Source organism: Halapricum desulfuricans, from assembly GCF_017094525.1.
Taxonomy (GTDB): domain Archaea; phylum Halobacteriota; class Halobacteria; order Halobacteriales; family Haloarculaceae; genus Halapricum; species Halapricum desulfuricans.
Genome location: NZ_CP064788.1, coordinates 1,362,588 through 1,385,731, shown reverse-complemented (window position 1 = coordinate 1,385,731; position 23,144 = coordinate 1,362,588). Strand labels below are relative to the sequence as shown.

Genomic DNA, 23,144 nt, shown 5'->3' with positions numbered 1-23,144 from the left:
TCATCCATGAGAAAACAACTACTCGGTACGATTGCGGTCGTCGCCCTGCTCGGTCTGACTCTGCTCGGAGCGAGCGGCGGCGCGGTGGCAGAGACCTACGAACCAGTCAACAGTACAGACATGCCGATCAACGAGACGGTCACGCCAGACAGCGAGACCGAGAGCCTGCAAGTCATCGCTGAAAACGTCACGAATGAAACGGCGTCCGTGACGGTCTACGAGATCGACAACGGAACCGAGACCCAAGTCGGGACTGGAACCCTCAATACAACCAGTACAACGACCGACGTGTACGAATACAGCCAGATCAACACGTCGCTTGAGTACCGCGTGCTGGTCGAAGGTGACGGTGCGGACATGATCGACGTAGCGAAGGTGCAGGTCGTCTCGGCTGGCGGTGGCGGCTCGGGCGATCTCCTCGGTAGCGTCTCGATGCCTGCTCTGCCGGGCGACTCAACAACTATCCTCGGTCTCGCGCTCGCTCTAATCGGCGGGGGTGGACTGGCCTACGGGAGATACTATGGCAACTAACCAGAACCCGACTCTCTCCCGCCGGACCCTGCTCAAGACCGGCGCGGGCGCGGTCGCTGGCGGGACGCTGGCGACCGGTCTCGGTACGGATCGGTCGCTCGTCGGAGAGTCTGAGGCACTCCTGCCCGCGCTCGCTGTCGTTGGCGGCGCGGCGGCGACCGGGTGGGCGCTCCGCGAGTATGAGGTGATCGGCTCCGACGACCCGCCGGAAGGACTGACGCCCGAGACGCTGAAACAGCAGGTCTACTCCACGGCCAAAAAGCGCAAGTCGGTCAATCAGTCCACCTTTGTGGACAACCAGAACATCCTCAACTACATGCCGGAAGCGGCCTTTAGCGAGGCGAAAACCGCCGCGTTAGAGGCGCTGAACGACCAGAAAACCAAAGATCAGGTACAGGCCGCTGGCGAACAAGCCGCAAACAAACATTTCGTCACGGTTGAAAAGAACCTCCTCAAGTCGTGGAATGAGTCTGTAAATGAATTCGCCAATGCGAGATCAACTTTGGTATCACATCCCGATGTTGGCTATAAAGATCTATTTACCGATGCTTACCACGCCTTCTCAAGTGCATATCTAGACGATGTTAGGGACTATTACATTATTGAAACTGGTTCTCCTCAATCTGTAACTTTGCCTGATGGGTCTTCTATAGATGTGCAACGTATGAGATTTGAATTTAAAGCGCATAGTTCTGACTATCCCGCTAAAGCCGAACGTTTCTATTCTCCTGTTGGCGATGAGTTCAATAAACTTCAGGCCGAATATAATCAACCGGGTCGCGGTTCTGATCCGTATGTGCCTGTCGCTGGTATTGGTGGAGATTCTTTCCATTATCTTGAGCATGCTAAATGGAATGGTCTTTGGACAAAACTCAAAGATGCAGAAAGTCAAATCTTATCTGACCTCTCGCTTTGGGTTGATAACGTCTACGATAAGGTCCAGGCCGGCGAGATTGACACGTCGCAACTGATCAGCGGCGTCGATCTCGCTAACATGACCGACGATTCGGTGCCGCAAGCGGTCACTGACCTCGCGTCTCTCAACATCCCCGCTGACCTCGACAACCAAGCGACGATCGAGCTTGACGACGGGACGATCATGGCCGGGTTCCTCGGATTTACCGATTCAACGGCGACGAGCGGCCTCGCGCCCGGCGACTCGCTCGATCCCTCCGCTGTCTCCGGCGATGTGTACATGGCCCACGACCTCGCAGAGTGGTCGACGCCGTGGACGGACTGGGACAGTAACAAAGGGATCGACGGCGGCCTACTCCATCTGACCGCTGATCCGACAGTCGTGGACGGCCAGCCGGTAGACGATCCCTCTGTCTTGATCTACACCGTCAAAACGACCGCCGGCGAGACGGCGGCGTTCCGGGCGTCCGACGTAAACAAGACTACCAACGACAGCGGCACAACGGTTTGGGAGATCGACCTATCGAGCAAGCTCGAAGTCAAGATTACCGAAGTCGAGTCGATCACGATCACGCTCGATACTGAGTCGCGCTACGCGACTCAACGCATCCAGCAACCGTTTACGGTCACTGAGACGCAAAACGGCGAGCCCGTCGAACCCGGTCAGTCCCGGACGCCACAGAAAGACGACAACTACATCACTCAAGAGGAGTGGGATCAACTGTTCGAACAGCAGAAAGAACTGATCGACAAATACGAGGAAGCGAAAGCCGGCGGCGGTGGCTTTTCGTGGCCATCCGGCCCGAGTCTGCCAGAGAACATCTGGCTGTACGCGGGCGGGTTCGTCGCTGGTCTCGGTATCCTTAACGCGATCACGTCCTAATCATGAAACACGCTTTTTCGGCGCTACTGACGGTTCTGATTGTAGTATCGCTCTCGACCGGCGGCGCGGTCGCACAAGATCTCGACAACGCGACCGATCCGATCACCGGCGAGACGGAAACCCCCACCCCGGATGCGGGGGAGACCCACGAACGGATCGACAACTCGACCGTGCTGGTCTCGGCTAGCTACGATCGGGACGCTGGCATGGCGACAGTCGTGATCGAATCCGAGGAAACGCAAAAGATCACGCTCACAGATGCCGGCGCGTTCGTTCAGGGTGGCGAGGTTCCACAGAGATCGGTCGTCGTGACTCCGGGCGAGCGTACCGAGATCTCGATTCCGGTCACGAACGCGGATGGATTCGTCGGCGTGTCGATCGCCACTCAAAAGACCCTGTACGCGGTCCCGCTGACCAGTCAAGTTCAGTGGTTCGACTCTGAGAGTACCTGGCAGACCGTCCAAGTCGCGGCGTTCGGCGGGGCGTCCGGCGTCCTGGTCGTCGCGGCCCTGCTCGCGTATCGACTCAGGAACGGTGGCACAGAACGAACGGAGCGGATAGCATGAGTGACGAATCTCGAGGAAAGTCTCGCGCCGAGCTGGCCGTCGAGTTGCTGAAAGCGTATCGTAACTGGATCGGTCTCGCGGCGCTCCTGGTCGTCGGGACGATCGTCGCGGCCCTGACCCTCCTGGGGATCTCCCTCCCGGAGATCTCCCTGGGACGCGAGCAGAAGGTGTTTCTGCTCTCGGCGGTCCTGCTCGGACTCGCGGGCTACTTCCCGCTGGTCAAGATCTACCAGTGGCTCTACGACCCACCGAAACGGTATCTCGTCCAGCCGGCGGTCAGCGATGACGAGGGTGGGATCTACGAACTCTCCCCGACCGCCTTCGAGAATCTGACTGTCAAAGGCGGGCAACTCTACCAGTGGCCCGGAACGAAATACCCGACCTACGGCGTCGAGTGGTACGATCCGGAGACGAACTTCGCAAAGGCGTCCTGGCGGGGCTCGGCTAGCGACGAGGAACTTCTGAAGGAACAGGCGAAGATCGACGAGATCCGCGATCACCTCGAAGAGAAGGCCAAAGAGCGGGACGTGCTCGTCACCCGCGCCGAGACGATCGTCCGCGAGGCGGTCATGGCGAACGCGCGCCTGCTCGTCCAGGAGTACAACCGCGCGAGCCTCCTAGACGTGACCGCACTCAGTGATCGGATCGACGACGTCCTCGAGCAGGTCGATCTCACCGCCGAGTTGAACGAACAGGATCGACGGAAGACCGATCCGGAAACCGATCCGGCCGATCCCGATCTCGACCCCGGCCAGCCGACTCGGACCCCGGCGGCCACTGACGGAGGCACCGATGAGCAATAGCAACGAACAGGAAGCGTATGCGGCGGCGAACCTCCGAGAACGACTCAAGAAAGTCGATCTCTCGGATACCTCGGAAGCCTACCCGCACGCGGGACTCGTCCATGACGAACGGCGGCTCCAAGTCCTGAATCTGCTGGCGCTCGCGACTGACGGCGACATTCAAGACTCGGAGGCGTATCAAGATCTCGTCCAGCCGTCCGGCACGGAGACAGTCAACCAGGCGGTCGACGAGGGCAACGTTTCGCAGATGCAGTTCACGGTCGGCCTAGTCGATCACAGTAAGGACGGCGACGAGGCGAAGATGCGCGTCGCACGAACGCTCGCGCTCGAAGGGTCCATCGCGCTCGTGAACGGGCCGCCGGGCGCGGGCAAGACCGCGCTCGCGCTCGACGCCGCGCGGATCTGGAAAGCACTCACGAACGGGATCGTCGTCTCGAATATCCACGAGTGGGACGGCACCGACGTCGCCGTCACGACCAGCGATGAGCTCTTGGACGCCATGCAGGATCACCGCGGCCAGGTCTTAGGGTTGATCGACGAGGGTTCGCAGACGCTGACCACGAAAGGCCAGGACACCGAGGGAACCAACAAGTTCGCGAAGGATCTGAAAATGGTCCGGAAAAAGCAGGACGGCGACCGCTACGCCAAACAGGGCTCGGTCATGATCGTCGGCCACGAGCGGTCGGACACGGGCGCGCCGATCCGGCGACTCGCCACGCTGGTCGCAGAGAAACCGTCTCGTCGCGATCCCGGCCGCATGGTGATCTACGAAAGCGAAGGCGGTCGCGATCGACTCGACAAAGCAGCCGAGTACCAGGGCGTCACGGACACGCCCGAAGACTACGACGAACACGAGGCGTCACAGTTCGAAGTGACCCTCGAGGACAGCGAAGACGACGACAGCGACGATCAGGACACGACGCGAGACATGGCAATCGCGACGGCGATCCGGGCGGTGAAACCCTGGACGGACGATGCTGGCGTCTCCTACCGTGAAGCGGGCGATATCGCGGGCTACTCTGCTGGCTGGGTGTCCGATCGCGTCTCTGAATGGCGCGAGGGTCAACACCGCGATCTGGTAAACGACCCAACCGCGTAACCGCGCGGCCGCAGTACGGCGCGGCCGCGTTCACGTTCACCCGCACCCGGAACGCAGGATATACCTATACAATACGAGGCGGTGAGAGAGATCTTTCTGAATAGGGTTCTGCCGAGAGTGGGATCCGGGGGAGATCTCGAGAGAAAGGTGGGGGTCAAAATTTTTCGCGCTGGCTCCGCCAGAGGTGGGCGGTGTATTTTGGTGAGGTGGCCTTAGCCACACGACTAAGGGGAAACCGGAAACTTGCTTTCCGGGTTTCCCCTTGGTCGCGCGGCTGGGGGCGAGCGTCAGCGAGATCCCCAGCCGCGCGAAACGCGGGGTTCACCCACTATACAACGTCTAAAACACGAAATAAAGTAAAAATGAGAGAGATGCCTCTATCCGGGGCGCGGCGCTACCCGGTGTCCCACTCATCGGCCGGCGGACACCCGGCGGCCTTCCACGCTTCGAAGTCGAAGATCTCCCGCGCCTGCTGGTTGTGACGTGCTTCGCGCTGCTGGCTCTCGACGGACTTCTGGAACGCCTGCTCGAGGTCACGAACTCGTCGACGCGTTCCGTCGGCCAGCGTCACGACGACGTGGACGCCGGCCATGATCGACTCGACGTGCTCCTGGTAGGTCGTCTTGATCTCCCGCAGGATATTCCGCGCCTCCTCCCGATCGGCCGGCTGGTAGCCGACCTTCAGGAGTTTCCGGCAGTCATCGCGATCGACGGAACTAATCGCGTACTCGCGTCGCAGGCGACTCCACGCGTCACGGGCGCGTTCTTCGGCGACGTCAGCCAGCTCCATCGCGGCGCTCCCGATCTCCTGCTCGAAGCGATCGCCCGCCGCGCGCACTCGCTTCAACAGTTCCTGCTGGATCTTCTTCGACTCAAGTTCTAACTCGCCGTAGGTGTGCCGGATCAACCCCTCCATTCGGTTCGTCACCTCGCGGATCGTTCGGTAGGTGTTGCCCGTCTTCTCGGCGGCCTCCTGGGGAGAGACCTTCCCGCCGTCGGTCAGCAGCAGTTCGGTGACGTCCCGGTCGGCCTCGGTCATGTCTCCCCAGAGTTGCATCACGCGGTGTTCCTGCTCGTCTTCGATCTCCGGCAGGGGACACTTCACGAGCTTCCGAGACTTGTGGGTGTTGACGACATCCCAGTACGGATCGAACTCGACGAACGCGTCACTCGCGGCGGTCGTCGCGAGCCCGGCCCATTCGAGGGAGTTCAGGATCGTCTCCTCGAGCTCGCGCCGGGCATCCTCGAGATCGTCCCATCGCACGGTCTGGTCGGTCCGGCTGGTCTGATAGGAGACTTCGAACTTCGGGTGATACGGCGCCTCGTCCGGCGCGTACTGCTGGGGTTCCTCGGGGTAGTAGTGCTTCAGTTCCTTCCCGAGAGAGTGACCGCGAACCAGTTCGCCGGCCTTCTCGTCTTCGACTGTCGCGGTGACGTAGTAGCCGGGGATTTTCGTGTGGTTTTCGACGTGCTTGCGATACCCCGAGCGATCGCCCTGAATCAGCGTGTGCGCTCGCGCGATTGGCCCGTCCGGTGCGTATAGCGGCCCGCTCTCGGATCGCTTCAGGCGCACGTAGTACGCCAGGTCGTCGATGTGGCTGTCTGGGTGTGGGTGATCGAAGTACCGGCTGTGAATCCCGTAGGCGTCCATCACGCGCTTCACGAGCGTCAGATACGTCTCGTGGGGAATGTTCGACGCCTGCACTTGGACGTCGATGTATGGCGCGCCGTAGTCCGGCACCGAGACCGGCTCGCCGTCCGAGCGGAGATCGGGCCAGCGGGGGCGGACGGTGATCGTCCCGCCCTTCACGCGCTTGTCGCGATCGGCGCGGACGCCCTCGTAGGTCGGCGAGTCCTTCGAGACGAAATAGAACTGGAACTCGCGCACCTGCTCGAGCTCGAAGTCGGGGTTGTCCCAGGGATCGAGCCCGCTCTTCGAGTAGTCGAAACAAGTGGCCCAGGTCTCGCCCTGGAACTGGATCTCTTCGGCGGGTTTGCCCTCGGTCTCCCAGCGATCGCCCCACTCTTTGATGAGACTGTCCATCGCGTAGTAGGGCGCGAGCCCGTGATCGGTGACGTGTTCTTTCGGATGTACGCCGAAGGTGAACCGGACGTCGCCCTCGTGGGGCGCGGGTTTGACGTGCCGGCTCACGTGGGTACACCCCCAATACATTTACAGTTTCGGAGAACTGAGCACCGGATGGCGGGCTGCCGATACCAACTCTCCCCCACTCTGTTGGTGTCACCCCCCAGTGTCTGCCCGCCGAAGTTCATCGTCCGACGGGAATCCCCACCGTGCGTGGGTGTTCCCCCGTTCACTGTTTCCCACCCCCCGTTTCGACGGTTTCAACGGCGCGTTTGACGCGCTGCTGGCTCACCGCGAGCGGCTGCATCTTCGACCAGTCCCACTCGACGCGCTCGCTCGCTTGCGCGTCGTACAGACGGCTGGCCCGGACGAACTCGGTCACCGCCACTCACCCCCGAAGCACTCTGGGTTCTGGCAGAGCTTGTAGTGCGGCCGGTAGGCGGCCGTCGGAACTTCCGTGTAGTCGTGTTCAGACTTGCGCGTCGGACACGCTGGCCGCGGCTCGTCAGCGTCGGGATCTCGACGGTGCAGCGTCTTCGCGTACTGCGAGCGGTTCCGAACGACCGTCTCGGGGAGTTCTTTCCCCTGAGGGACGGCCTGGCTCACGCCGACCACCCCGCTGGATGGTTCCGAGAGACACCTCTAAGAAACGATAAGATAGAGTGATAATCGCAGTGGGGTCGGAGGGATTTGAACCCCCGATCGACTGATATCTCCGGTAGACGCCTCGGAACTCCAGAGGGTCATCAGCGCGACCGATGATCAGTCGGTCGCTCAGTATATCAGTCTGGAGTTTCGTCCCGGGCGTCAGTGCCTCTGGAGTCAGTCGCCATGCCGGGCTTGGCCACGACCCCGCATCCACCCGTAAGCACAATTCCCCTAAAGGGATTTCGATTCCCCTCGTCTTCGGGTGGCGATCATTCGTCGTCGGTCGCCGCCCAGTCGCAGTCCTGGCATTTGTATCCGGTGACAAACGAGGTGACAGAGAGCATGTACCCGACCGAGATGACGTCACCGCCACACTCCGGACAGGCGCGATCGGCGTCTTCGATCGCTTCGGCGTCCATAACGCTCTCCCCTTCAATCAGTTCGGCCAGTCGCTTCGGGGTGACCATCCGCCCCTGGACGACGCGGTTTTCGCTCATACACCTGCCAGGGCAAGCAAACTCCTAAGACTGTCGCTCGACGGCGACAACGCGACTATAGCCATGGGGCACGATGCTGCTCGTCGGAGTCACTGTCGCCGACTTCGTCGCGCTCGTCGTCACGAGGCCCGCTGCCGTCGGTGATCGCCGGTTCGGAGGCGCGCTTGTCGGTACTGTCGGGGTCGAACGCGAGCAGTGCCGTCAGCGCCAGCACGACGAGCGCGATCGGGGCGTCGCCGGGGACGAGCCCGAATATCGACAGCGGGAGCATCCCGAGCGCGACCGCACTCCCGAACCGGAACCGATCGAGATCGACCATTCCGCGCAGGACCGGGCCCGCGAGCGCGACCAGCAACGCGAAGGTCGCGCCGACCAGCCCGGCGGCGACACCGCGAACGACGAGTCCGGGATCGGTCGAGAACGCGAGCGTCGCGCTGGCGGGTTCGAGACTCGCGAGCAACCCGAGCGCGACGATCATCGCGGGGCGGGGAAGCAGCTCCCCGAGACGGGAACTCGCGGTCTTTGCGGCGACCGCGAGGATCACGACGGCCGCGAACCGCTGAAAGGTCTGGAGATCGAGCAGGCTCTGGATGGTCGGCGCGAGCGCGGCCTCGATCCCGGCGACGACGACGAGCACGGCCCCGACGGCAAAGACTTTCGGAGCCTGCTCGTGCGGGCCGCCGTCCATGTCAGCGAGGATGACCGCGACGGTCGCACTGCCGCCGAAGACGAGCAGTCCGACCTCGAAGATACCGCCGACGCCGTCGATCGCACCCGCAAGCACGAGCGCGGGGAACACACCGTCGACTAGCGGGAGCCACATGACCGTCGCCAGCAGTCGGGTCGCACCCCCGACCTGTCGCTCGATGGCGAGCGCGATCGGATGTTGGGAACTGCTCATCAGGCTAGGCGGCCGTCTCCCGTGGCCCGTGGGGATTCACGCACACGTCGACGATACCGTGGTCGAGCACGAAATCCGTGTGCGAACTCCGTCCAGTTTGTCGAGCCATTAGTTCCCACCATTTTGCAAAATGTCTCCGAACACGGGTCCGCAAGCTGCATCTCGACGCTGCTGCCCGTTCGGCCGGTGGGACTGACGGAGTCCATACATGAATAATAGTTTCAGTCCAGTAAAAGCGTTGTGTGAGAATTGGCCGCAAGCCACAGACAAACGTGCGGAATATTGGCTTTCTTTCCAATTATTCCCTCGTTATTGGGTCGCACGCTGTGTATCTGTAAACCATAATTATTTATACTCAGATATCTCGGATCGTCTGAACCGGTGTGACGCGATATTCGTCGGCCAGTTCTTCGATCGTAGCCAGTTCGTCCGGCGCGAACGGTGTCTCGATCGTTTCGGATGCGGATGCGACATCCGGCGCCCGAACGACCTGCAACTGCAGTCGTTTGGGGTCGCTCTCAACGCTGGCTTCGACCAGCACGTCAGCCATCGACTCGACATCTCGAGCGCGGGTTTCGATCATCGATCGAGAGACACAGAACAGCGTCGTGAGCGACTCGTCGTCGAACAACGTTTCGAACTGATCGAGCAACGATTCCGCATAGGACGGCGAGAGCAACGGCAGGTTCAGTGCCGTCGAGAATAGCAACACGCCGGGCCCGTCTTCGACTGCCGGCGAGGCGGTCTTCAGGAGCCGATCCCAGTTGTCGGGCCGGACCAGATCTGCCGTCAGCTGACCGTCCGCTCGCTGCTCAAGACCGTCAGCTTCCGGATCCAACGCCACGTGAGTGAGGCTCCGCTCGTGGGCGCCGGGATCGAGTCCGTAGAGATCGTTCAAAATACCGTTGACGAACGCTGGGTCGGGGAACTGCAACGGCGCAACTATCACGCTACCACCGGCCTCGATCCAGGAGGCGACGAATCCGAGTGCCAGGATCGGCTTGCCCGTGCCGCCGGGCCCCGTGATAACTATCGAAGAGCCTACTGGCACGCCGTCGGGCAGCCCGTCGTTCCACCAGTGTTGCCGTGTCGTGAATATATTCTGTGACATCTGTTCTCCTGCCGCGCACGCGACTCGTCGATGAGACGGCCCCGCAGCGCGAACCGGTTGAGAGTCTAGCAGATCACACCTTCAAAATGTCGGTTGCACCGTCGTTTCAGCGTGGCCGTTGTACGTCTGTCTCGGGTCGACCGCACGAAGCCGTGCGGTCGCACCGGTAAATCGGTACAACGATCACTATCAGTGAATACAACCGCTCGTCACTGGAAGCCGCGCGTCACGCCCTCGTCGATGAGGTCTTCGAGTTCGGCATCGAGCAGCTCTTCCGCTTCCTCGAAGGTGTCGGTGAGGTCAGTCATCGAGTCGGGACGGCCGTGCGTGTCGAACTCCATCGGGCCGTAGGCCGGGCTGTCGAGTGTTTCCATGAGGTCTTCGAACAGCGCTTCGGGCGTCGTCGGGGCGTCGGCGTGGGTTTCGAGTACCGTCTCCAGATCCTTCGCCTTCTGTTCGGCCTCGCGTTCGTCTTCGATCGGTTGCTGGACGCCGAACAGCCCGCTGCCCTCCTCGGGGAACAGCGGATCGATCTCGTCGTCGATCCGCCGGGCGACCTGCGTGCCGACCCCCTCGACCTCGTAGGGGTTTTTCGCGTAGGTCTTCAGCTGGTAGACGCCCGTGGAGGGGTGGGCGAGATACAGGTCCTCGCCGATGCCGGATCGGCGGTCGCCGCCGACCGCTCGCCACTGGTCGGGATTGTTGTCGTTCTCGACGACGTCTTCGAGGATGTCCTGCCAGTCACGAACGCGCATACTCGAGGGTTGTGTCTGACGGAGAATGAACATGTCGATCGGAACCGGCGCGTTCTTTGCCACTGCGGGCGAACCACTACCGATGGCAGAGGTCACAGGTCGGCGCTGGGCCGTCGTCGTCTTCGGCCCGGTCGCGCTCCTCCTCGGGGGCGTCGTGCTCGCGTACGCCGGACTGTTCGTCGTCCCCGGCGCACCCTGTGGCGGGACCGGGACGGTCGAAGCGCCGACCGCCGAGTTTACCGTCTCCACGAACGGCTCGGCCGTCACGGCGACGTACGTCGGCAAGGACACGGTCGGCGGTCCGGGGACCGACCGGATCGTCGTCTCGGTTCGCAGCGCAACCAGCCCGGACGCGGCCAGTCGCGAGTGGATCAGCGACGACGAGACGCTGTCTCGCGGCGATTCGGTTACGGTTCCGCCCGGTGATATCGGGTTCGAACTCTCCGGGCCGGATCGGGTCACAGTCGAGTGGTACGGGTCCGATCCCGGCCAGCCTGAGCTCTGTCCGACCGGAAACCGGTACGTGGAGTTGACCGCCCTCCGCCTGGAGAACGTTTCGACGTCCCCGTAGGAGTGCCGCCCCGGACTAGGCACCGACAGCGTTTTTCCCGGTGCGGTCCAGACTGGACCCGTGAACGTTCGCGGTGTCGTCGTCGAAGTCGACGATCCCGAGACCGTCAGCACGCAGTACGGCGAGCGCGAGCTCTGTGAAGTCACTGTCCGGTCGGACCGCGGCCGCAGCGAACCGACGACGGTGACGCTGTGGGGCGACTGGGTCGAGAACGCCGAGCAACTCGAACCGGGGATGGAGCTGGCCGTCTACGACGCCGAGAAGCGAACCTACCAGGGGGAGACCCAGTACACTACCGGGAGCGACACGACGGTGGTCGTCGAACCCGAGTTCGTCGTGGACGTGACCGACGTCCGCGCGTGGGTGCAGTGCCCGCGGATGTACTACCTCAACAAGATCGACGGGCTCCCGCTGGCCTACCCGGTCGTCAAGGGGACGATCGTCCACGAGGTGTTCGGTGACCTGCTTCGCGGGCGCGATATCGATACCGCAGTCGAGGAGCAGGTCGAGGCCGCCGGGTTAGAACTAGGCCTGCTCGGCCGGGACAGCGACAGTGTCGCCGAGGACGTGCGCGATCACGCCCGCGCCATCGAGGGCTGGCTCGCCCAGGGGACGCTCACGGAGCGAGACGAGTGGCGCTCGGAGATGACCCTGATCAGCGAGCGATACGGCATCAAGGGCCGCGCCGACGCCGTCCGCCGGGGAATGCCGGTCGAACTCAAGACGGGCAAGAACACTCGACGGGAGCCGCGCTTTCACGACAAGATCCAGGCCGCGGCCTACGCGCTGATCCTCGGCGAGCGAGCGGCCGAAGAGACTTCAGCCGCGAGCATGATGGGCGACGGCGGGGCCACGGTGGATACCGACACGCCCTCCGCGCTCGCGGCCGCGCCCGACACCGGAACGCTACTGTACACGAAAAACGCCGCCGTCGACCGGGCCGAGGAAGGCGGTGACCTCTCGCCGGCCAAGGAGTTCTCCATCGGGTCCGGGCTCCTGGAGTTCGTCCTCCGTGCGCGGAACGCGATCGCAGCGACGGAGTACGGGACCGACGTCCCGACGGGCTACGAGGGCGACGCCAAGTGCGAGTACTGTTTCGAGCAGGACACCTGCATGGCCGTTTCCGGGCGGCTCGATCAGGAGTCGAAGGCCGGGCAGGTCGGCAGTCCGATCCCCGAACGGGAGCGGGCGTATTTCGATCGGTTCTACCGGGCGATCGAGGCCGAACGCCGGGCGGTCCACCGCGAGTACGCCAAACTCTGGCGGCAGGGCCCGACCGAACGGGCCGACGACGACCGCGCGCTCGTGGACCTCCAGCCGCTCGGACGCCGCGAGATCGACGGCGGCCGCTGGGAGTTGCGCGCCGCGGGCACGGGCGCGACCTCGAAAATACGGGAAGGCGACGTGGTGCTGGCCAGCGACGGCCACCCGATCCGGGGCGAGGCCGAACTCGCGCGAGTCGAGCGGCTCGGCGGACCGTCGCCGGACGCCGACAGTTCGAGCGACGGGTCGGCGAGCGGTCAGGAGATCGTCGTCACGGCGGACGAACCGGTCGAACTCCGCCGGCTCGACATCTACCCCTCGGAGCTGTCGACCGACCGGCTGTTGACCGCGCTGCACGACGCCGTGCTCAAACAGCCCCAGTCGGCCAAAGACGTGCTCTTCGGCCGACGCGATCCGGAATTCGACTGTCCGTCTGAGACGTTCGTCGACAACAATCCGGCCCAGGACGAGGCCGTTCGGCGGGCGGTCAGCGCGGAGGACTTCGCGCTGGTCCACGGCCCACCCGGCACGGGCAAGACCTACACGCTCGCGAAGATCGTCCGGGAACTCGTCGATCGCGGCGAGCACGTGCTCCTGTCGGCGTTCACCAACCGGGCCGTCGACAACGCGATCGAGGCGCTGGTCGAACAGGGATTCACTGACGTCGTCCGCGTCGGGACCGAGAGCGGTGTCCGCGAGGACATGCAGCGGTTCAGGCTCGAGCAGGCCGGCGACCCGGACGAACTGGCGACCAGGCTCGAAGACGCGCCGGTCGTGGCGGCGACAACGGCCTCGTGTGGTTCGCGTGTCGTTCGCGAGCAGCGCTTCGACGCGGCCGTCGTCGACGAGGCCGGCCAGCTCACCGAACCGGGGACGCTCGCGGCGACGAACCTCGCCGACCGGTTCGTCCTGATCGGCGATCACCGGCAGCTACCCCCGGTCGTGCGATCCGAAGACAGCGGAACGGACGGCAAGACGGGAGCGGAGAGTGGCGGACACCCACAGGCAGACCTCGGACGGTCGCTTTTCGAGCGGCTCATCGAGGCCCACCCGGAGGCCGGCGTCCTGCTCGATCGGCAGTACCGGATGGCCCAGCGCATTCAGGCGTTCCCCTCGCAGGCGTTCTACGACGGACAGCTGCGTCCTGCCACCGGCGAGGTCGCGAGCCGGCACGTCGGCGACCTCGATGGCGTCGACCCGTCCGCACTCCCGGAGCGGCTCCGGGGTCGAGTCGCGTTCGTTGATCCGGGTGGTCACGCTCACGGGAACACCAATCCCGAGGAGGCCGATGCGGTCGCACAGGTCGTCGAGGAGTTCGCCTCGGCCGGCGTCTCCCGGGACGACATCGGCGTCATCGCGCCGTATCGCGCGCAGGTCGCCGAGATCGGTCAGCGACTGGACGACCACGTGGCAGTCGATACCGTCGACCGGTTTCAGGGATCGAGCAAGGAGGTGATCGTCGTCTCGTTCGTCGCCACGGGCGACCTCGACGGACCGATCTTCGAGGATTACCGGCGGATCAACGTCGCGCTCTCGCGCGCGAAGCGGTCGCTGGTTCTGGTTGGGGACGCCGACGCGCTCTCGACGGACGAGACCTACGCCGAGATGGTCGAGTGGGCGCGGTAGGAGGACAGCAGGCGGCGAGGCCCAGACAGCCAGCTACGGGTCCGCGAGCACGGTTTCGCCGGCCCGGACTGAGTCGCCGCGCTCGACCACCAGATCCTCGCGGGTCACTGACGGCGGGAACAGCACGTCCACGCGACTCCCGAAAGAGATGTGTCCGATACGCTCGCCGCGCTCGACCGTGTCACCGGCCTCGACGTACGGATGGATCCGGCGGGCGAACGCACCGGCGATCAGCGTGACGCGGTAGTCGGGGAAGTCGACGTGAAGCCGCTCGTTGCGATCCGATTCCTTGGAGAACGCCGGTCGATGAGCGCCGGGCACGTGCGTCGTCTCCTGCACCGCGTCGGCGGTCGGAGCGCGGTTGACGTGGACGTGATAGACGTTCATGAACACGCCGACGCGCAGGCGACCGTCTTCCTCGCGGACGACTGAAACTGTCCCGTCCGCCGGCGAGACGTATCCCGCCGCGGGCGTCTCGCGGTCGGGATCGCGGTGAAAGTACAGGACTGCGAGTCCCGCGATGGCGGATCCGGCTCCAACCGATGGCAAGACCCACATGAACGGACCGGCCATGAGCAACAGCGGCAACGCGTACCACCACGTCCCCGGCGCGAACCAGCGCGACATACCCGTCCATGGGTGGTGACAGCCGCTTAAGCGATTCGACCTCGCCCCGTGGACTGTGGAGCCAATGCGAAACGGCGCCACTGGTACCGCTCTGGAAAATGTTCAATCGTTTATCGGAATGCGGGAGAGAACGGTAACTTTTTGCCAGTCGTCGATTTCCGGTAGGATATGGTGGACGAAGTAAACCCATTCGAGAGTTTACAGGAGCAGATCGACGACGCGGCCGAATACCTCGACGCCGACGAGGGGATGATCGATCGGCTCAAACAGCCCGAACGCGTGCTCGAGACGACGCTGTCGGTCGAGATGGACGACGGGTCGATCGAGACGTTCCGCGCCTATCGCTCGGAGTTCAACGGCGACCGCGGCCCATACAAGGGCGGGATCCGGTATCACCCGGGCGTCAACCGCGCGGAAGTGAAGGCGCTCTCGGGCTGGATGGTGTACAAGTGCGCGGCAGTCGACATCCCCTACGGCGGCGGCAAGGGCGGTATCGAGATCGACCCCTCCGAGTACAGCGAGTCCGAACTCGAACGGATCACCCGGACGTTCGCGACGGAACTGCGACCGCTGATCGGCGAGGACAAGGACATCCCCGCTCCCGACGTCAACACCGGCCAGCGGGAGATGGACTGGATCAAGGACACCTACGAGACCCTGGAGGACACGACCGAACCCGGCGTCGTCACCGGGAAGTCGCTGGACAACGGCGGCAGCAAGGGTCGCGTCGAGGCGACGGGCCGGTCGGTCAGTATCACCGCCCGGGAAGCGTTCGAGTACCTCGATCGGGACATCTCCGAGGCGACCGTCGCGGTGCAGGGCTACGGCAACGCCGGTTCGATCGGTGCGCGACTGATCGAGGACCAGGGCGCGGACGTCGTCGCAGTCAGCGACTCCAGCGGTGCGGTCTACGATCCCGACGGGCTCGACGCTCGCGCGGTCAAAGAGCACAAGTCCGAGACGGGCAGCGTCGTCGGCTACGAGGGTGCGAGCCGGCAGCTGACCAACGAGGAACTGCTGACGCTGGACGTCGACATCCTCGTGCCCGCGGCACTGGAGAACGCCATCGACGCCGACCTCGCCGAGGACGTGTCGGCCGACGTGATCATCGAGGCGGCCAACGGCCCGCTCACGCCCGACGCCGACGACGTGCTCGCCGACCGTGACGTCTACGTCGTCCCCGACATCCTGGCAAACGCCGGCGGAGTAACGGTCTCGTACTTCGAGTGGGTGCAGAACCGCCAGCGCTTCGGCTGGACCGAACAGCGGGTCAACGAGGAGCTCGAACGGCTCGTTACGGACGCTTTCGACGCCATGACGACCGCCTACGAGGAGCGCGGCACGCCGAACTTCCGGACTGCGATGTACACCGTCTCGATCCAGCGCGTGCTCGACGCCGCCGAGAAGTCCGGCCTTTTCCCGTGATCTGTCCGGGAGCCGGTCGAGGCTGACACTATAACTTTTCGCACGTGTGTTGACACCCCGGAGTACAAGCCCCAGAAGGACATTCCCGCTCTGTCCGCTGCGAGATACACAACCTATTGTCGGCGCAGAGACTATCTATTGTGCTGTTTCGGACACGCTATGTTCGCCCCTGTCGTGCTCTATATTCTAAAATAATATAAGAATAATCTCCTGCGTCAGCAAGTTAGTTTGAGAAAGGCATTTCGTGTGTTTGGAGAACTATATCGCCGTAAGTTTTTTAGTCGGAATCGTCCATAGTACTACGTGAGGAGGTGTGTTGAGAATGGCTACGAGCGACAGGTACGTCGAACCGGCCGAACAGCAGTCAGAGACACGCGCGACGGGCCCCGACTTGAGTCGGTACGACGTCGTCCTCGTGGCCATTCCGCTGGCGTTTTTCAGTGCGGTGTTGTTCGGACATCTGTCGCCGATTTCAGTGCAGGTGGCTATCGGTCTCGGGGCCGTGTTCAGCGCGATCGCGGTCGTTGACGCGCTGTTCGTGAATCCGCCGCGGCCCGGTCAGCGCGCCCCGTGACCGTTCGCGCTGCCCGAACCATTTGGGTGTTCGACTTATTCTTGTGGCCCACATATGAGCGGGTACCGTTGCAACACGAACCCCTCGACACGTCCCCGTTCCCGGTGTCGGTTTCTGTCAGGCAAAGAACTAACTGTCTCTCACTCCCAGTAGGAAGTAACACCCTTCGATCTCGATGTTAGACGACAATATCACCACGAGCAAGGAAATCCACAGGCAGACCGGCAAGACGTTCTACTATGCCACGCGGTTGCTCCCCGAGCGCATTCGCAAACCCACCTATGTCCTCTATGGGTTCTTTCGGATCGCTGATGAGGTCGTCGATCAGGCAGACGGTCTCCCGCCAGAAGCGCAGTACGAACGGCTCGAATCGTTCCGTGCGAAGGCACTGGGCGAAGAGCCTGCCGACGACGACGTCCTGTCGGCGTTTCAGTCGCTGCACGAACGGACCTCGATCCGGGACGCGGACGTGAACACCTTCATCGACGCGATGGAGCAGGACATCGAGCGGGACCGCTACGAGACCTACGAGGACCTCGAGGCGTACATGCGCGGATCGGCCGTCGCCGTCGGAAACATGATGCTGGACGTGATGGATCCCGAACAGAAGGAGACGGCACGACCACACGCGGCGTCGCTGGCAGAGGCGTTCCAGCTGTCGAACTTCCTGCGTGACGTCGGCGAAGACATCTCCGAATACGGTCGAATCTATCTCCCGCTGGAGACGCTCGAACAGTTCGGGGCCAGCGAGGAGGACATTGTCCAGCGCCGGGCCACTGAATCGCTCAAGGCCGCGATGCGTGCCGAGATGGCCCGAACGGAGCGCCTCTACCGCGACGGCGTCGCCGGGATCCGCTATCTCCCTGACGACTGTCAGTTCGCGGTGTTGCTCGCTGCCGTCCTCTATGCCGACCACCACCGGAAGATCCGTCAGGTCGATTTCGACACGATCGGTCGGGACGCGAACTTGAGTCGGGCCCGCAAGCTCTATCTGATAGCCAAGACCTGGTGGCACTGGCGGAAACACCGGGACCCGGAGACGACGTTCTACGCCGTCAGCGCGATACCGGAAGACGCTTCGATGCGAGGGCCCCATCCCGAATCGGTGGCCGAGAACGTGATGCCGGCGACCCACGACTGATACGGTCGGTTGTAACGATTTACCGGTACGATCACATAACGGGTGCGATCGATCCGGAACAGACTTACAACCGACCGTATGATCGGCATACGCAATGTCCGGCGACGTTTGCGCATACTGGTGACGATACTATTTCGAACTGATCTGGCACCCCGTCGTGCCAGCTATCGTTACGAACGTCTAGCCACCAGTAGCACGGACGCTGCTTGGCTGCTACCGTATGAGTTGATAGACAGCGACGAGGACACCAGCGAGAACGACGAATGAACCCAGCAAGACGACGGTGTTGTCAAGCACGAGCGCGGCGACGGCGGCGATCGCCAGCGCGACGCCACCGAGTCCGAGGACAGCCATCTCGGGACGGAGGGGGAAATCTGACGCGCCCGGATCGGTCGTCCCCGAGTGGGCGGACACTGCCTGCGGCTGTGGTTTCGAAAGCGACTCGTCGACGGTGACGTCCCGCCGTTCGTTTTCGGGTTCGGTGAGGACGACGTCTACGTACCGAGTCGTCGCACCGTAGGCAGTAACGACCTTGAGTTTTCCACGGGCTGGTCCGGATCCCGACACGTCGACGGTGACACGCCGCGACGAGTCACTTGCGACGTGGTGGTTGTTCGCCGCCAGCGTCGCGATATCGGAGAGCGCGTCGTCCAGATGCAGGTGAACGTGGACCGACTCCCCGTGGTTCTGCAGGACCACGTCGAACGATCCACTCACCTCGACCTCGTTCGGGACCTCAAGTCCGTGTAACTGACCCCGGTTGACGTGGACCGGCAACGTATCTGTCACGTCCTCTACTGTGCAGCGACGGTAGAAAAAACTTCGTCGTTTTTATTCGGTGGTGCTGGCAACCTTCGTCGTAGTCCTATCGTTCTTCGGAGTCGAGCACGCGGATCTGGTCGCCCCGCACCGTCACGGGGATCGGGACCGTCGCCTCGTACAGTTCGACGGTCACCTGGTCTTTGCCCTCGTCGATGCGCTGGACCTGTGCTTTCTCGCCTTTGAACGGGCCGGCGATGAGTTCGACGATGTCGCCTTCGGCGATCCCCTCGACGTCGGGTTTGGGCGAGAGGAAGTGCTCGACTTCCGCGATAGAGGACTCGCCCTGAACGACCCCGTTGGCGTGGGGGATCTCGTCGAGGATCCGATCGAAGACCGAGATGTCGTCGGCTTCGACCATCACGTAGCTCGTCAGCGAGTCGGGCGCGAGCGCGGCGTGGATTTCCTCCTCCTCGCGGCTGATGATCATGTCCGCGACGGTGCGTTCCTGGCTTGCCGTGGTCTTGACAGCGTAGATTCCCATCACGGACCACCCGGGACGAACGACATGAACGCGAAGATCAAGAAACCGAGAAAGCCGACCAGGAGGATCCCGGCCCCGGCGATCTTGGCCACCTGCGAGAACTCGTTCCAGGAGGGCGTACTCGCCAGCTTGAGTACGCGAATGTATGACGATAGCTCTGTCGGGACGTGCATGTTCCACGGTTGCCCGTCAGCACTTTTCTATCTATCCATTCGCCGCGTCGGACGCACGGCGCGTCTCGAGCCGACCCCGTCCCGATCGAAACCGACGACGAGACGGGAACGCGAGCGACGACCGCACGCGTGCGCCAGCGGGAACGAGAGACCGGCGACGGCGTCGAGACGTGGGCCGTCTACGGCCACAGCGTGTGGGACGGGCCCGACGCCGCGCGGGCGCTGTTCGAGGCGGTCGCCGCCGACGGAGTGATCTCCGACGAACCGTTCTTCGTCCTCGAGGCGGATCTCACTGGATCGGCGTAGCGCCGCTGGCCCGTTCGGGGCGCAACATATTTCGCTGTTGTGCGCGTACCCTACAATACAATGGTCGAATTCGCGCTGCTCGACGCCTCGGTCGGGGAGACGCCCGTGCGACGCAACTTCCGGCGGGAACTGCAGGGCGAGGTGACGGTTTTCGAGGTCAGCGAGGGGGAACTACCGCCCGAGCCCGGCCCCTTCCCTTTCGACAGCGCGATCATCAGCGGCTCGCAGTGTTCGGCCTACGACGACCGCGCGTGGATCGCCGACGTCGAAGACTGGGCGCGAACGGCCCACGAGGCCGGGATCCCGATGCTCGGGGTCTGCTGGGGCCACCAGCTGCTCGCGGAAGCGCTGGGCGGTCGCGTCAAGGCAATGGGCGAGCGCGAACTCGGCTACCGGACGGTCCGGCGCGCCGGCGCGTCTCAGCTGTTCAACGGCGTCTCACGGACGTTCACCGCCTTCGAGACCCATACCGACGCCGTCGTCGAACTCCCCGGCGACGCACGCGTGATCGCGCGCAACGACGCGGCGCTACAGGGGTTCCAGCTCGGGCGCACCTACGGCGTCCAGTTCCATCCCGAATACGACCTCGATTCCGCCCGGTGGGTCATCGAAGGGAAGGATATCTCCGACGAGCAAAAGCACGCGGCACTCGAGACTGTCACGGAGGACAACCACGCCGCGGCCGCACAGGCGCGGCTCGTCTTCGAGAACTTCCGGCGCGTCGTCGCCGGCGAGCGGGTCTGCCGGATCGATCCGGCTACTCCGGGCCAGTGATGTCCGTGACCGTTCCGACGCCTTTCGAACGCCCCTCTCGGAAGACGAACCGCTGTCCTTCCTCGACGCAGTACGGTCGGAACTTGAACCGAACCCGCGCGCGGCCGGTGTCGCCGGGTAGCAGCTGCCCGCCCTCGGGGTAGAACGCGGCCGCCTCGCTGACGGTCTCGAGGTGGACGACCGGCTCGTAGCCGTCGCCGATCCGCGTCGGGTGATTCAGGACCATCACTTCGGCCTCGAACTCCCGAACCGGCGTCGGATCGGCCTCGCGGGGCAACAGGACCATCCCGCGCTCGACGTCGGCCTCGCGGACGCCCTTGAGCGCGATCCCGACGATACGGCCGGCCTCGGCCTCGTCGACGCGGTGGTAATGCATCTCGATCGAGCGGACCTCGACTTCCCGAAAAGTGCCGTCGGCCATCGGTCCCAGCAGGAGCTCGTCGCCGGCTTCGACACGACCTGAACGGATCGTCCCCGAGGCGACCGCGCCGACGCCGCTGACCTTGTAGGTTCGGTCGATGTACATCTCGAAGTCGCCGTCAGCGGCGGTCTCGGTCTTCGGGAGGCGCTCGAACACCTCGTCGAGCGTCTCCAGCCCGGTGCCGTCGACGGCCGAGGTCCGCAGGACCGGAACGACCGTCTCGGAGATCTCTTCGACCGCTGCATCGACCCCGTGGCGGGCGACCGGCAGCGGCGTCTTCTCGGCGTCCCGGAGCAGTCGCTCGACCTCGCGTTCGACCTCGGCGACGCGGTCGTCGTCGACGAGATCGACCTTAGTAATCGCGACCATCGTCGGGAGTTCGGTCGCCAGCAGGATGCCGAGATGCTCACGGGTCGTCCGCGTGGGGCCGTCGTCGGCCGCGACCGTCAGCAGGCCGTAGTCGAGCTTCTGGCCGACGATCCCGCGGATGGTCGTTCGCAGCCACGGCTCGTGGCCGACGGTGTCGACGAACGAGACGAGTCGATCGGCCTCCTCGACCACGCGCGCTCGATCCGACTTGCGGTCGGGGTTGTCCATCCGGACCGGCCCGTCCTCGTCGAAGCCGTAGACGCCATAGGAGAGGTCCGCCGAGAGGCCCCGCTCGATCTCGTGGGGACGAACGTCGAGATACGACCGGGTACTGCCCTGCCCGTCGTCGGCCTGGCCGGTCACAAGCGATCCGACCAATGTGGACTTGCCGTGGTCGACGTGGCCCGCGGTCCCGACGACGATGTGCTCGTCGTCGGCCAGTCGCGTCCCCTCCCGGATCGTGGCGACGCCGACGATGCCGCCGCGCTCGACGCTCCATGTCTGGACGTCCGCGATGTGTGCGCCGGCCTCGTCGGCCAGAAGCGAGAGGACGTCCATCGACTCGGAGAACGTCTCGGGTTCGATACCGGCGAGGCCGCCGTCGTCAGTGACGCCGACGACGTAGGTCGCCTCGCCGTCACCGCTCAGCACGCGGTGGCGCAGCTGCGCCGCCAGGCTCTCGAATCGCCCCTCCGTCGCGTGGAGGTCCTCGCTGAGTCGCTCCTTGAACTCGACGCTGCCCCCTTCCTGCTCGCCGCGTTCGAGCGCGCGTTCGAGGGGGGCCCGGTCCGGGCTCATGGGCGTGGGTAATCGCGGCGCTATTATAAGCCTTCCCCGCATACGCCACAGTACAGGTCTGTATCGCTATATCTCGGGGCCAGATGCGTGGAACGATTTATACGGTCGGTTGTAACGATTTACCGGTACGATCGCATAACGGATGCGATCGATCTGGAACAGACTTACAACCGACCGTATTACAGTACATCCCGTCCGCACCGACCGCAGAACAGTACGGTATCACAGCAGAGCGGTGGCGAAAGCCGACCACCATCAGGCCGGATCGAGACCGATCGCCTCGAAGAACCCGTCGGCGTATGCCGCCTCAGTGACTCGATCGGCCGCCGCGAGCGCGGCGTCGTCGGCGTTCGCGACTGCGACGGCCTCGCCAGCGACCTCGAACGTCGAGACGTCGTTCTCCGAGTCGCCGATCGCCAGAAACGCCGCCGGGTCGAGCCCGAGTTCCCCGGCGACAACCTCGAGCCCCTTCCCCTTGCTCACGTCCGGGGACTTCACGTGATAGGCGTAGCCGGTGTCGACGACCTCCAGTCCGTGGTCGGCGGCGATCGATTCCAGTGGTTCGAGCGGTTGCTCGCGGGCGACTGCGATCTCGGTCTCACGCCACCGGTTGACGAAGTCGACCTCGCTCCACCCGAGGCTGTATCCGGCCTCGACGTAGGCATCGGTGACGGCCAGTGCGGCTTCGCGGTCCCCTTGGAACTGGAGCGTGTCGGTGTCGGCGACAGCGACGACCCCGCCGTTCTCGGCGACCACCCGCCCCTCGATTCCGACGAAGTGACAGAGTGCGATCGGGTACGGCATCGACTTGCCCGTCGCAATCACGACCGGGGCGGGCCACTCCCGCAGTGCCGGCAGGGTCCGGTGATCGATCGCTCCCTGACCGTCGGTCAGCGTTCCGTCGACGTCGATTGTGAGCGGCGGCGCGTCAGTCATATCTGTCCGTGAGAGCGTTCGATATATCCGACTTGTGTTGGT

Annotated in this window: 25 protein-coding genes and 1 tRNA gene; 12 read left to right on the top strand and 14 right to left on the bottom strand. The window is 63.8% G+C overall.

Annotated features, from left to right (window positions below; all coding sequences use genetic code 11):
- Nucleotides 1-6 precede the first annotated feature (6 nt).
- From HSR122_RS07115 to HSR122_RS07095, 5 genes are read left to right on the top strand one after another with little or no spacing between them, the layout of a single operon-like run.
- Nucleotides 7-531: a hypothetical protein gene (locus tag HSR122_RS07115; protein ID WP_229112093.1), complete on the top strand. Its 525-nt coding sequence runs from the start codon at nt 7-9 to the stop codon at nt 529-531.
- A complete protein-coding gene (locus tag HSR122_RS07110) occupies nt 521-2,329 on the top strand; it encodes a twin-arginine translocation signal domain-containing protein (protein WP_229112092.1) in 1,809 nt (602 codons plus the stop codon). The genes HSR122_RS07115 and HSR122_RS07110 overlap by 11 nt, the downstream gene beginning before the upstream one ends.
- A 2-nt stretch (nt 2,330-2,331) precedes the next feature.
- Nucleotides 2,332-2,895, top strand: a complete 564-nt coding sequence (locus HSR122_RS07105) for a hypothetical protein (RefSeq protein WP_229112091.1) — start codon at nt 2,332-2,334, stop codon at nt 2,893-2,895.
- Nucleotides 2,892-3,698 carry a hypothetical protein gene (locus HSR122_RS07100; RefSeq protein WP_229112090.1) on the top strand — a complete coding sequence of 269 codons (807 nt, stop codon included), beginning with the start codon at nt 2,892-2,894 and terminating at the stop codon, nt 3,696-3,698. The genes HSR122_RS07105 and HSR122_RS07100 overlap by 4 nt, the downstream gene beginning before the upstream one ends.
- Complete coding sequence (locus tag HSR122_RS07095) at nt 3,688-4,797, top strand: DEAD/DEAH box helicase family protein (protein ID WP_229112089.1); 1,110 nt, start codon at nt 3,688-3,690, stop codon at nt 4,795-4,797. The genes HSR122_RS07100 and HSR122_RS07095 overlap by 11 nt, the downstream gene beginning before the upstream one ends.
- Before the next feature lie 394 nt (nt 4,798-5,191).
- Here the strand turns inward: HSR122_RS07095 and HSR122_RS07090 are convergent, their stop codons facing one another.
- The 8 genes from HSR122_RS07090 to HSR122_RS07055 all read right to left on the bottom strand — a co-directional run bounded on the left by HSR122_RS07090 (nt 5,192) and on the right by HSR122_RS07055 (nt 10,795).
- Nucleotides 5,192-6,949, bottom strand: a complete 1,758-nt coding sequence (locus HSR122_RS07090; protein WP_229112088.1) for a DUF7845 domain-containing protein — start codon at nt 6,947-6,949, stop codon at nt 5,192-5,194.
- Nucleotides 6,950-7,112: 163 nt separating this feature from the next.
- Nucleotides 7,113-7,265 carry a hypothetical protein gene (locus tag HSR122_RS07085; RefSeq protein ID WP_229112087.1) on the bottom strand — a complete coding sequence of 51 codons (153 nt, stop codon included), beginning with the start codon at nt 7,263-7,265 and terminating at the stop codon, nt 7,113-7,115.
- Entirely contained in the window at nt 7,262-7,489 is a 228-nt protein-coding gene (locus HSR122_RS07080; protein WP_229112086.1) for a hypothetical protein, read from the bottom strand. The genes HSR122_RS07085 and HSR122_RS07080 overlap by 4 nt, the downstream gene beginning before the upstream one ends.
- 69 nt (nt 7,490-7,558) lie before the next feature.
- Nucleotides 7,559-7,737: transfer RNA gene (locus tag HSR122_RS07075), tRNA-Trp, on the bottom strand.
- Between the two features lie 63 nt (nt 7,738-7,800).
- Nucleotides 7,801-8,028: a DUF5795 family protein gene (locus HSR122_RS07070; protein WP_229112085.1), complete on the bottom strand. Its 228-nt coding sequence runs from the start codon at nt 8,026-8,028 to the stop codon at nt 7,801-7,803.
- A 55-nt stretch (nt 8,029-8,083) separates the two neighbouring features.
- Nucleotides 8,084-8,929 (bottom strand): DUF5794 domain-containing protein, encoded by an 846-nt coding sequence (locus tag HSR122_RS07065; protein WP_229112084.1) that lies wholly within the window; start codon nt 8,927-8,929, stop codon nt 8,084-8,086.
- 355 nt (nt 8,930-9,284) lie between these two features.
- Nucleotides 9,285-10,040, bottom strand: coding sequence for a hypothetical protein (locus HSR122_RS07060; protein WP_229112083.1), 756 nt, complete (start codon nt 10,038-10,040; stop codon nt 9,285-9,287).
- Nucleotides 10,041-10,249: 209 nt separating this feature from the next.
- The gene (locus HSR122_RS07055; protein ID WP_229112082.1) at nt 10,250-10,795 is read right to left on the bottom strand and encodes a hypothetical protein; all 546 of its coding nucleotides are present in this window, start codon (nt 10,793-10,795) and stop codon (nt 10,250-10,252) included.
- An 82-nt stretch (nt 10,796-10,877) separates the two neighbouring features.
- Between HSR122_RS07055 and HSR122_RS07050 the strand changes: the two genes are divergently transcribed.
- Together HSR122_RS07050 and HSR122_RS07045 are read left to right on the top strand one after the other, a co-directional pair.
- Nucleotides 10,878-11,366: a hypothetical protein gene (locus tag HSR122_RS07050; RefSeq protein ID WP_229112081.1), complete on the top strand. Its 489-nt coding sequence runs from the start codon at nt 10,878-10,880 to the stop codon at nt 11,364-11,366.
- A gap of 60 nt (nt 11,367-11,426) precedes the next feature.
- Nucleotides 11,427-14,255, top strand: coding sequence for an AAA domain-containing protein (locus HSR122_RS07045; protein WP_229112080.1), 2,829 nt, complete (start codon nt 11,427-11,429; stop codon nt 14,253-14,255).
- A 33-nt stretch (nt 14,256-14,288) separates the two neighbouring features.
- Here the strand turns inward: HSR122_RS07045 and HSR122_RS07040 are convergent, their stop codons facing one another.
- On the bottom strand, nt 14,289-14,882 hold the full coding sequence (locus HSR122_RS07040) for a protein sorting system archaetidylserine decarboxylase (protein WP_229112079.1): 594 nt from the start codon (nt 14,880-14,882) through the stop codon (nt 14,289-14,291).
- 168 nt (nt 14,883-15,050) lie between these two features.
- Between HSR122_RS07040 and HSR122_RS07035 the strand changes: the two genes are divergently transcribed.
- The 3 genes from HSR122_RS07035 to HSR122_RS07025 all read left to right on the top strand — a co-directional run bounded on the left by HSR122_RS07035 (nt 15,051) and on the right by HSR122_RS07025 (nt 18,022).
- On the top strand, nt 15,051-16,307 hold the full coding sequence (locus tag HSR122_RS07035; RefSeq protein WP_324254653.1) for a Glu/Leu/Phe/Val family dehydrogenase: 1,257 nt from the start codon (nt 15,051-15,053) through the stop codon (nt 16,305-16,307).
- A 322-nt stretch (nt 16,308-16,629) separates the two neighbouring features.
- Nucleotides 16,630-16,881, top strand: coding sequence for a hypothetical protein (locus tag HSR122_RS07030; RefSeq protein ID WP_229112078.1), 252 nt, complete (start codon nt 16,630-16,632; stop codon nt 16,879-16,881).
- 175 nt (nt 16,882-17,056) lie between these two features.
- Nucleotides 17,057-18,022 carry a phytoene/squalene synthase family protein gene (locus HSR122_RS07025; protein ID WP_229112077.1) on the top strand — a complete coding sequence of 322 codons (966 nt, stop codon included), beginning with the start codon at nt 17,057-17,059 and terminating at the stop codon, nt 18,020-18,022.
- 213 nt (nt 18,023-18,235) lie between these two features.
- Here HSR122_RS07025 and HSR122_RS07020 read toward each other — a convergent pair whose 3' ends face one another.
- The 3 genes from HSR122_RS07020 to HSR122_RS07010 all read right to left on the bottom strand — a co-directional run bounded on the left by HSR122_RS07020 (nt 18,236) and on the right by HSR122_RS07010 (nt 19,498).
- Complete coding sequence (locus tag HSR122_RS07020; RefSeq protein WP_229112076.1) at nt 18,236-18,811, bottom strand: DUF7524 family protein; 576 nt, start codon at nt 18,809-18,811, stop codon at nt 18,236-18,238.
- A 76-nt stretch (nt 18,812-18,887) separates the two neighbouring features.
- Nucleotides 18,888-19,325, bottom strand: coding sequence for a transcription elongation factor Spt5 (locus HSR122_RS07015; protein ID WP_229112075.1), 438 nt, complete (start codon nt 19,323-19,325; stop codon nt 18,888-18,890).
- Complete coding sequence (locus tag HSR122_RS07010; RefSeq protein ID WP_229112074.1) at nt 19,325-19,498, bottom strand: protein translocase SEC61 complex subunit gamma; 174 nt, start codon at nt 19,496-19,498, stop codon at nt 19,325-19,327. The genes HSR122_RS07015 and HSR122_RS07010 overlap by 1 nt, the downstream gene beginning before the upstream one ends.
- Nucleotides 19,499-19,507: 9 nt before the next feature.
- Here HSR122_RS07010 and HSR122_RS07005 point away from each other — a divergent pair, with 9 nt between their 5' ends.
- Both HSR122_RS07005 and HSR122_RS07000 read left to right on the top strand, forming a co-directional pair.
- The gene (locus tag HSR122_RS07005; RefSeq protein WP_229112073.1) at nt 19,508-19,804 is read left to right on the top strand and encodes a hypothetical protein; all 297 of its coding nucleotides are present in this window, start codon (nt 19,508-19,510) and stop codon (nt 19,802-19,804) included.
- Nucleotides 19,805-19,864: 60 nt separating this feature from the next.
- A complete protein-coding gene (locus HSR122_RS07000; RefSeq protein ID WP_229112072.1) occupies nt 19,865-20,578 on the top strand; it encodes a type 1 glutamine amidotransferase in 714 nt (237 codons plus the stop codon).
- On the opposite strand, the gene HSR122_RS06995 is transcribed toward HSR122_RS07000, so the two are convergent.
- Together HSR122_RS06995 and HSR122_RS06990 are read right to left on the bottom strand one after the other, a co-directional pair.
- Nucleotides 20,562-22,166 carry a GTPBP1 family GTP-binding protein gene (locus HSR122_RS06995; RefSeq protein ID WP_229112071.1) on the bottom strand — a complete coding sequence of 535 codons (1,605 nt, stop codon included), beginning with the start codon at nt 22,164-22,166 and terminating at the stop codon, nt 20,562-20,564. The genes HSR122_RS07000 and HSR122_RS06995 overlap by 17 nt on opposite strands.
- Nucleotides 22,167-22,421: 255 nt before the next feature.
- The gene (locus HSR122_RS06990; protein WP_229112070.1) at nt 22,422-23,102 is read right to left on the bottom strand and encodes a phosphoglycolate phosphatase; all 681 of its coding nucleotides are present in this window, start codon (nt 23,100-23,102) and stop codon (nt 22,422-22,424) included.
- Between the last annotated feature and the right edge of the window lie 42 nt (nt 23,103-23,144).

Excerpts from the sequence above, each read along its gene's own strand:
- HSR122_RS07115 (WP_229112093.1), top strand. The coding sequence starts at position 7 with ATGAGAAAACAACTACTCGGTACGATTGCGGTCGTCGCCCTGCTCGGT.
- HSR122_RS07110 (WP_229112092.1), top strand. The coding sequence starts at position 521 with ATGGCAACTAACCAGAACCCGACTCTCTCCCGCCGGACCCTGCTCAAG.
- HSR122_RS07105 (WP_229112091.1), top strand. The coding sequence starts at position 2,332 with ATGAAACACGCTTTTTCGGCGCTACTGACGGTTCTGATTGTAGTATCG.
- HSR122_RS07100 (WP_229112090.1), top strand. The coding sequence starts at position 2,892 with ATGAGTGACGAATCTCGAGGAAAGTCTCGCGCCGAGCTGGCCGTCGAG.
- HSR122_RS07095 (WP_229112089.1), top strand. The coding sequence starts at position 3,688 with ATGAGCAATAGCAACGAACAGGAAGCGTATGCGGCGGCGAACCTCCGA.
- HSR122_RS07070 (WP_229112085.1), bottom strand. The coding sequence starts at position 8,028 with ATGAGCGAAAACCGCGTCGTCCAGGGGCGGATGGTCACCCCGAAGCGA.
- HSR122_RS07065 (WP_229112084.1), bottom strand. The coding sequence starts at position 8,929 with ATGAGCAGTTCCCAACATCCGATCGCGCTCGCCATCGAGCGACAGGTC.
- HSR122_RS07060 (WP_229112083.1), bottom strand. The coding sequence starts at position 10,040 with ATGTCACAGAATATATTCACGACACGGCAACACTGGTGGAACGACGGG.
- HSR122_RS07055 (WP_229112082.1), bottom strand. The coding sequence starts at position 10,795 with ATGCGCGTTCGTGACTGGCAGGACATCCTCGAAGACGTCGTCGAGAAC.
- HSR122_RS07050 (WP_229112081.1), top strand. The coding sequence starts at position 10,878 with ATGGCAGAGGTCACAGGTCGGCGCTGGGCCGTCGTCGTCTTCGGCCCG.
- HSR122_RS07040 (WP_229112079.1), bottom strand. The coding sequence starts at position 14,882 with ATGTCGCGCTGGTTCGCGCCGGGGACGTGGTGGTACGCGTTGCCGCTG.
- HSR122_RS07035 (WP_324254653.1), top strand. The coding sequence starts at position 15,051 with ATGGTGGACGAAGTAAACCCATTCGAGAGTTTACAGGAGCAGATCGAC.
- HSR122_RS07030 (WP_229112078.1), top strand. The coding sequence starts at position 16,630 with ATGGCTACGAGCGACAGGTACGTCGAACCGGCCGAACAGCAGTCAGAG.
- HSR122_RS07025 (WP_229112077.1), top strand. The coding sequence starts at position 17,057 with ATGTTAGACGACAATATCACCACGAGCAAGGAAATCCACAGGCAGACC.
- HSR122_RS07015 (WP_229112075.1), bottom strand. The coding sequence starts at position 19,325 with ATGGGAATCTACGCTGTCAAGACCACGGCAAGCCAGGAACGCACCGTC.
- HSR122_RS07010 (WP_229112074.1), bottom strand. The coding sequence starts at position 19,498 with ATGCACGTCCCGACAGAGCTATCGTCATACATTCGCGTACTCAAGCTG.
- HSR122_RS07000 (WP_229112072.1), top strand. The coding sequence starts at position 19,865 with ATGGTCGAATTCGCGCTGCTCGACGCCTCGGTCGGGGAGACGCCCGTG.
- HSR122_RS06995 (WP_229112071.1), bottom strand. The coding sequence starts at position 22,166 with ATGAGCCCGGACCGGGCCCCCCTCGAACGCGCGCTCGAACGCGGCGAG.
- HSR122_RS06990 (WP_229112070.1), bottom strand. The coding sequence starts at position 23,102 with ATGACTGACGCGCCGCCGCTCACAATCGACGTCGACGGAACGCTGACC.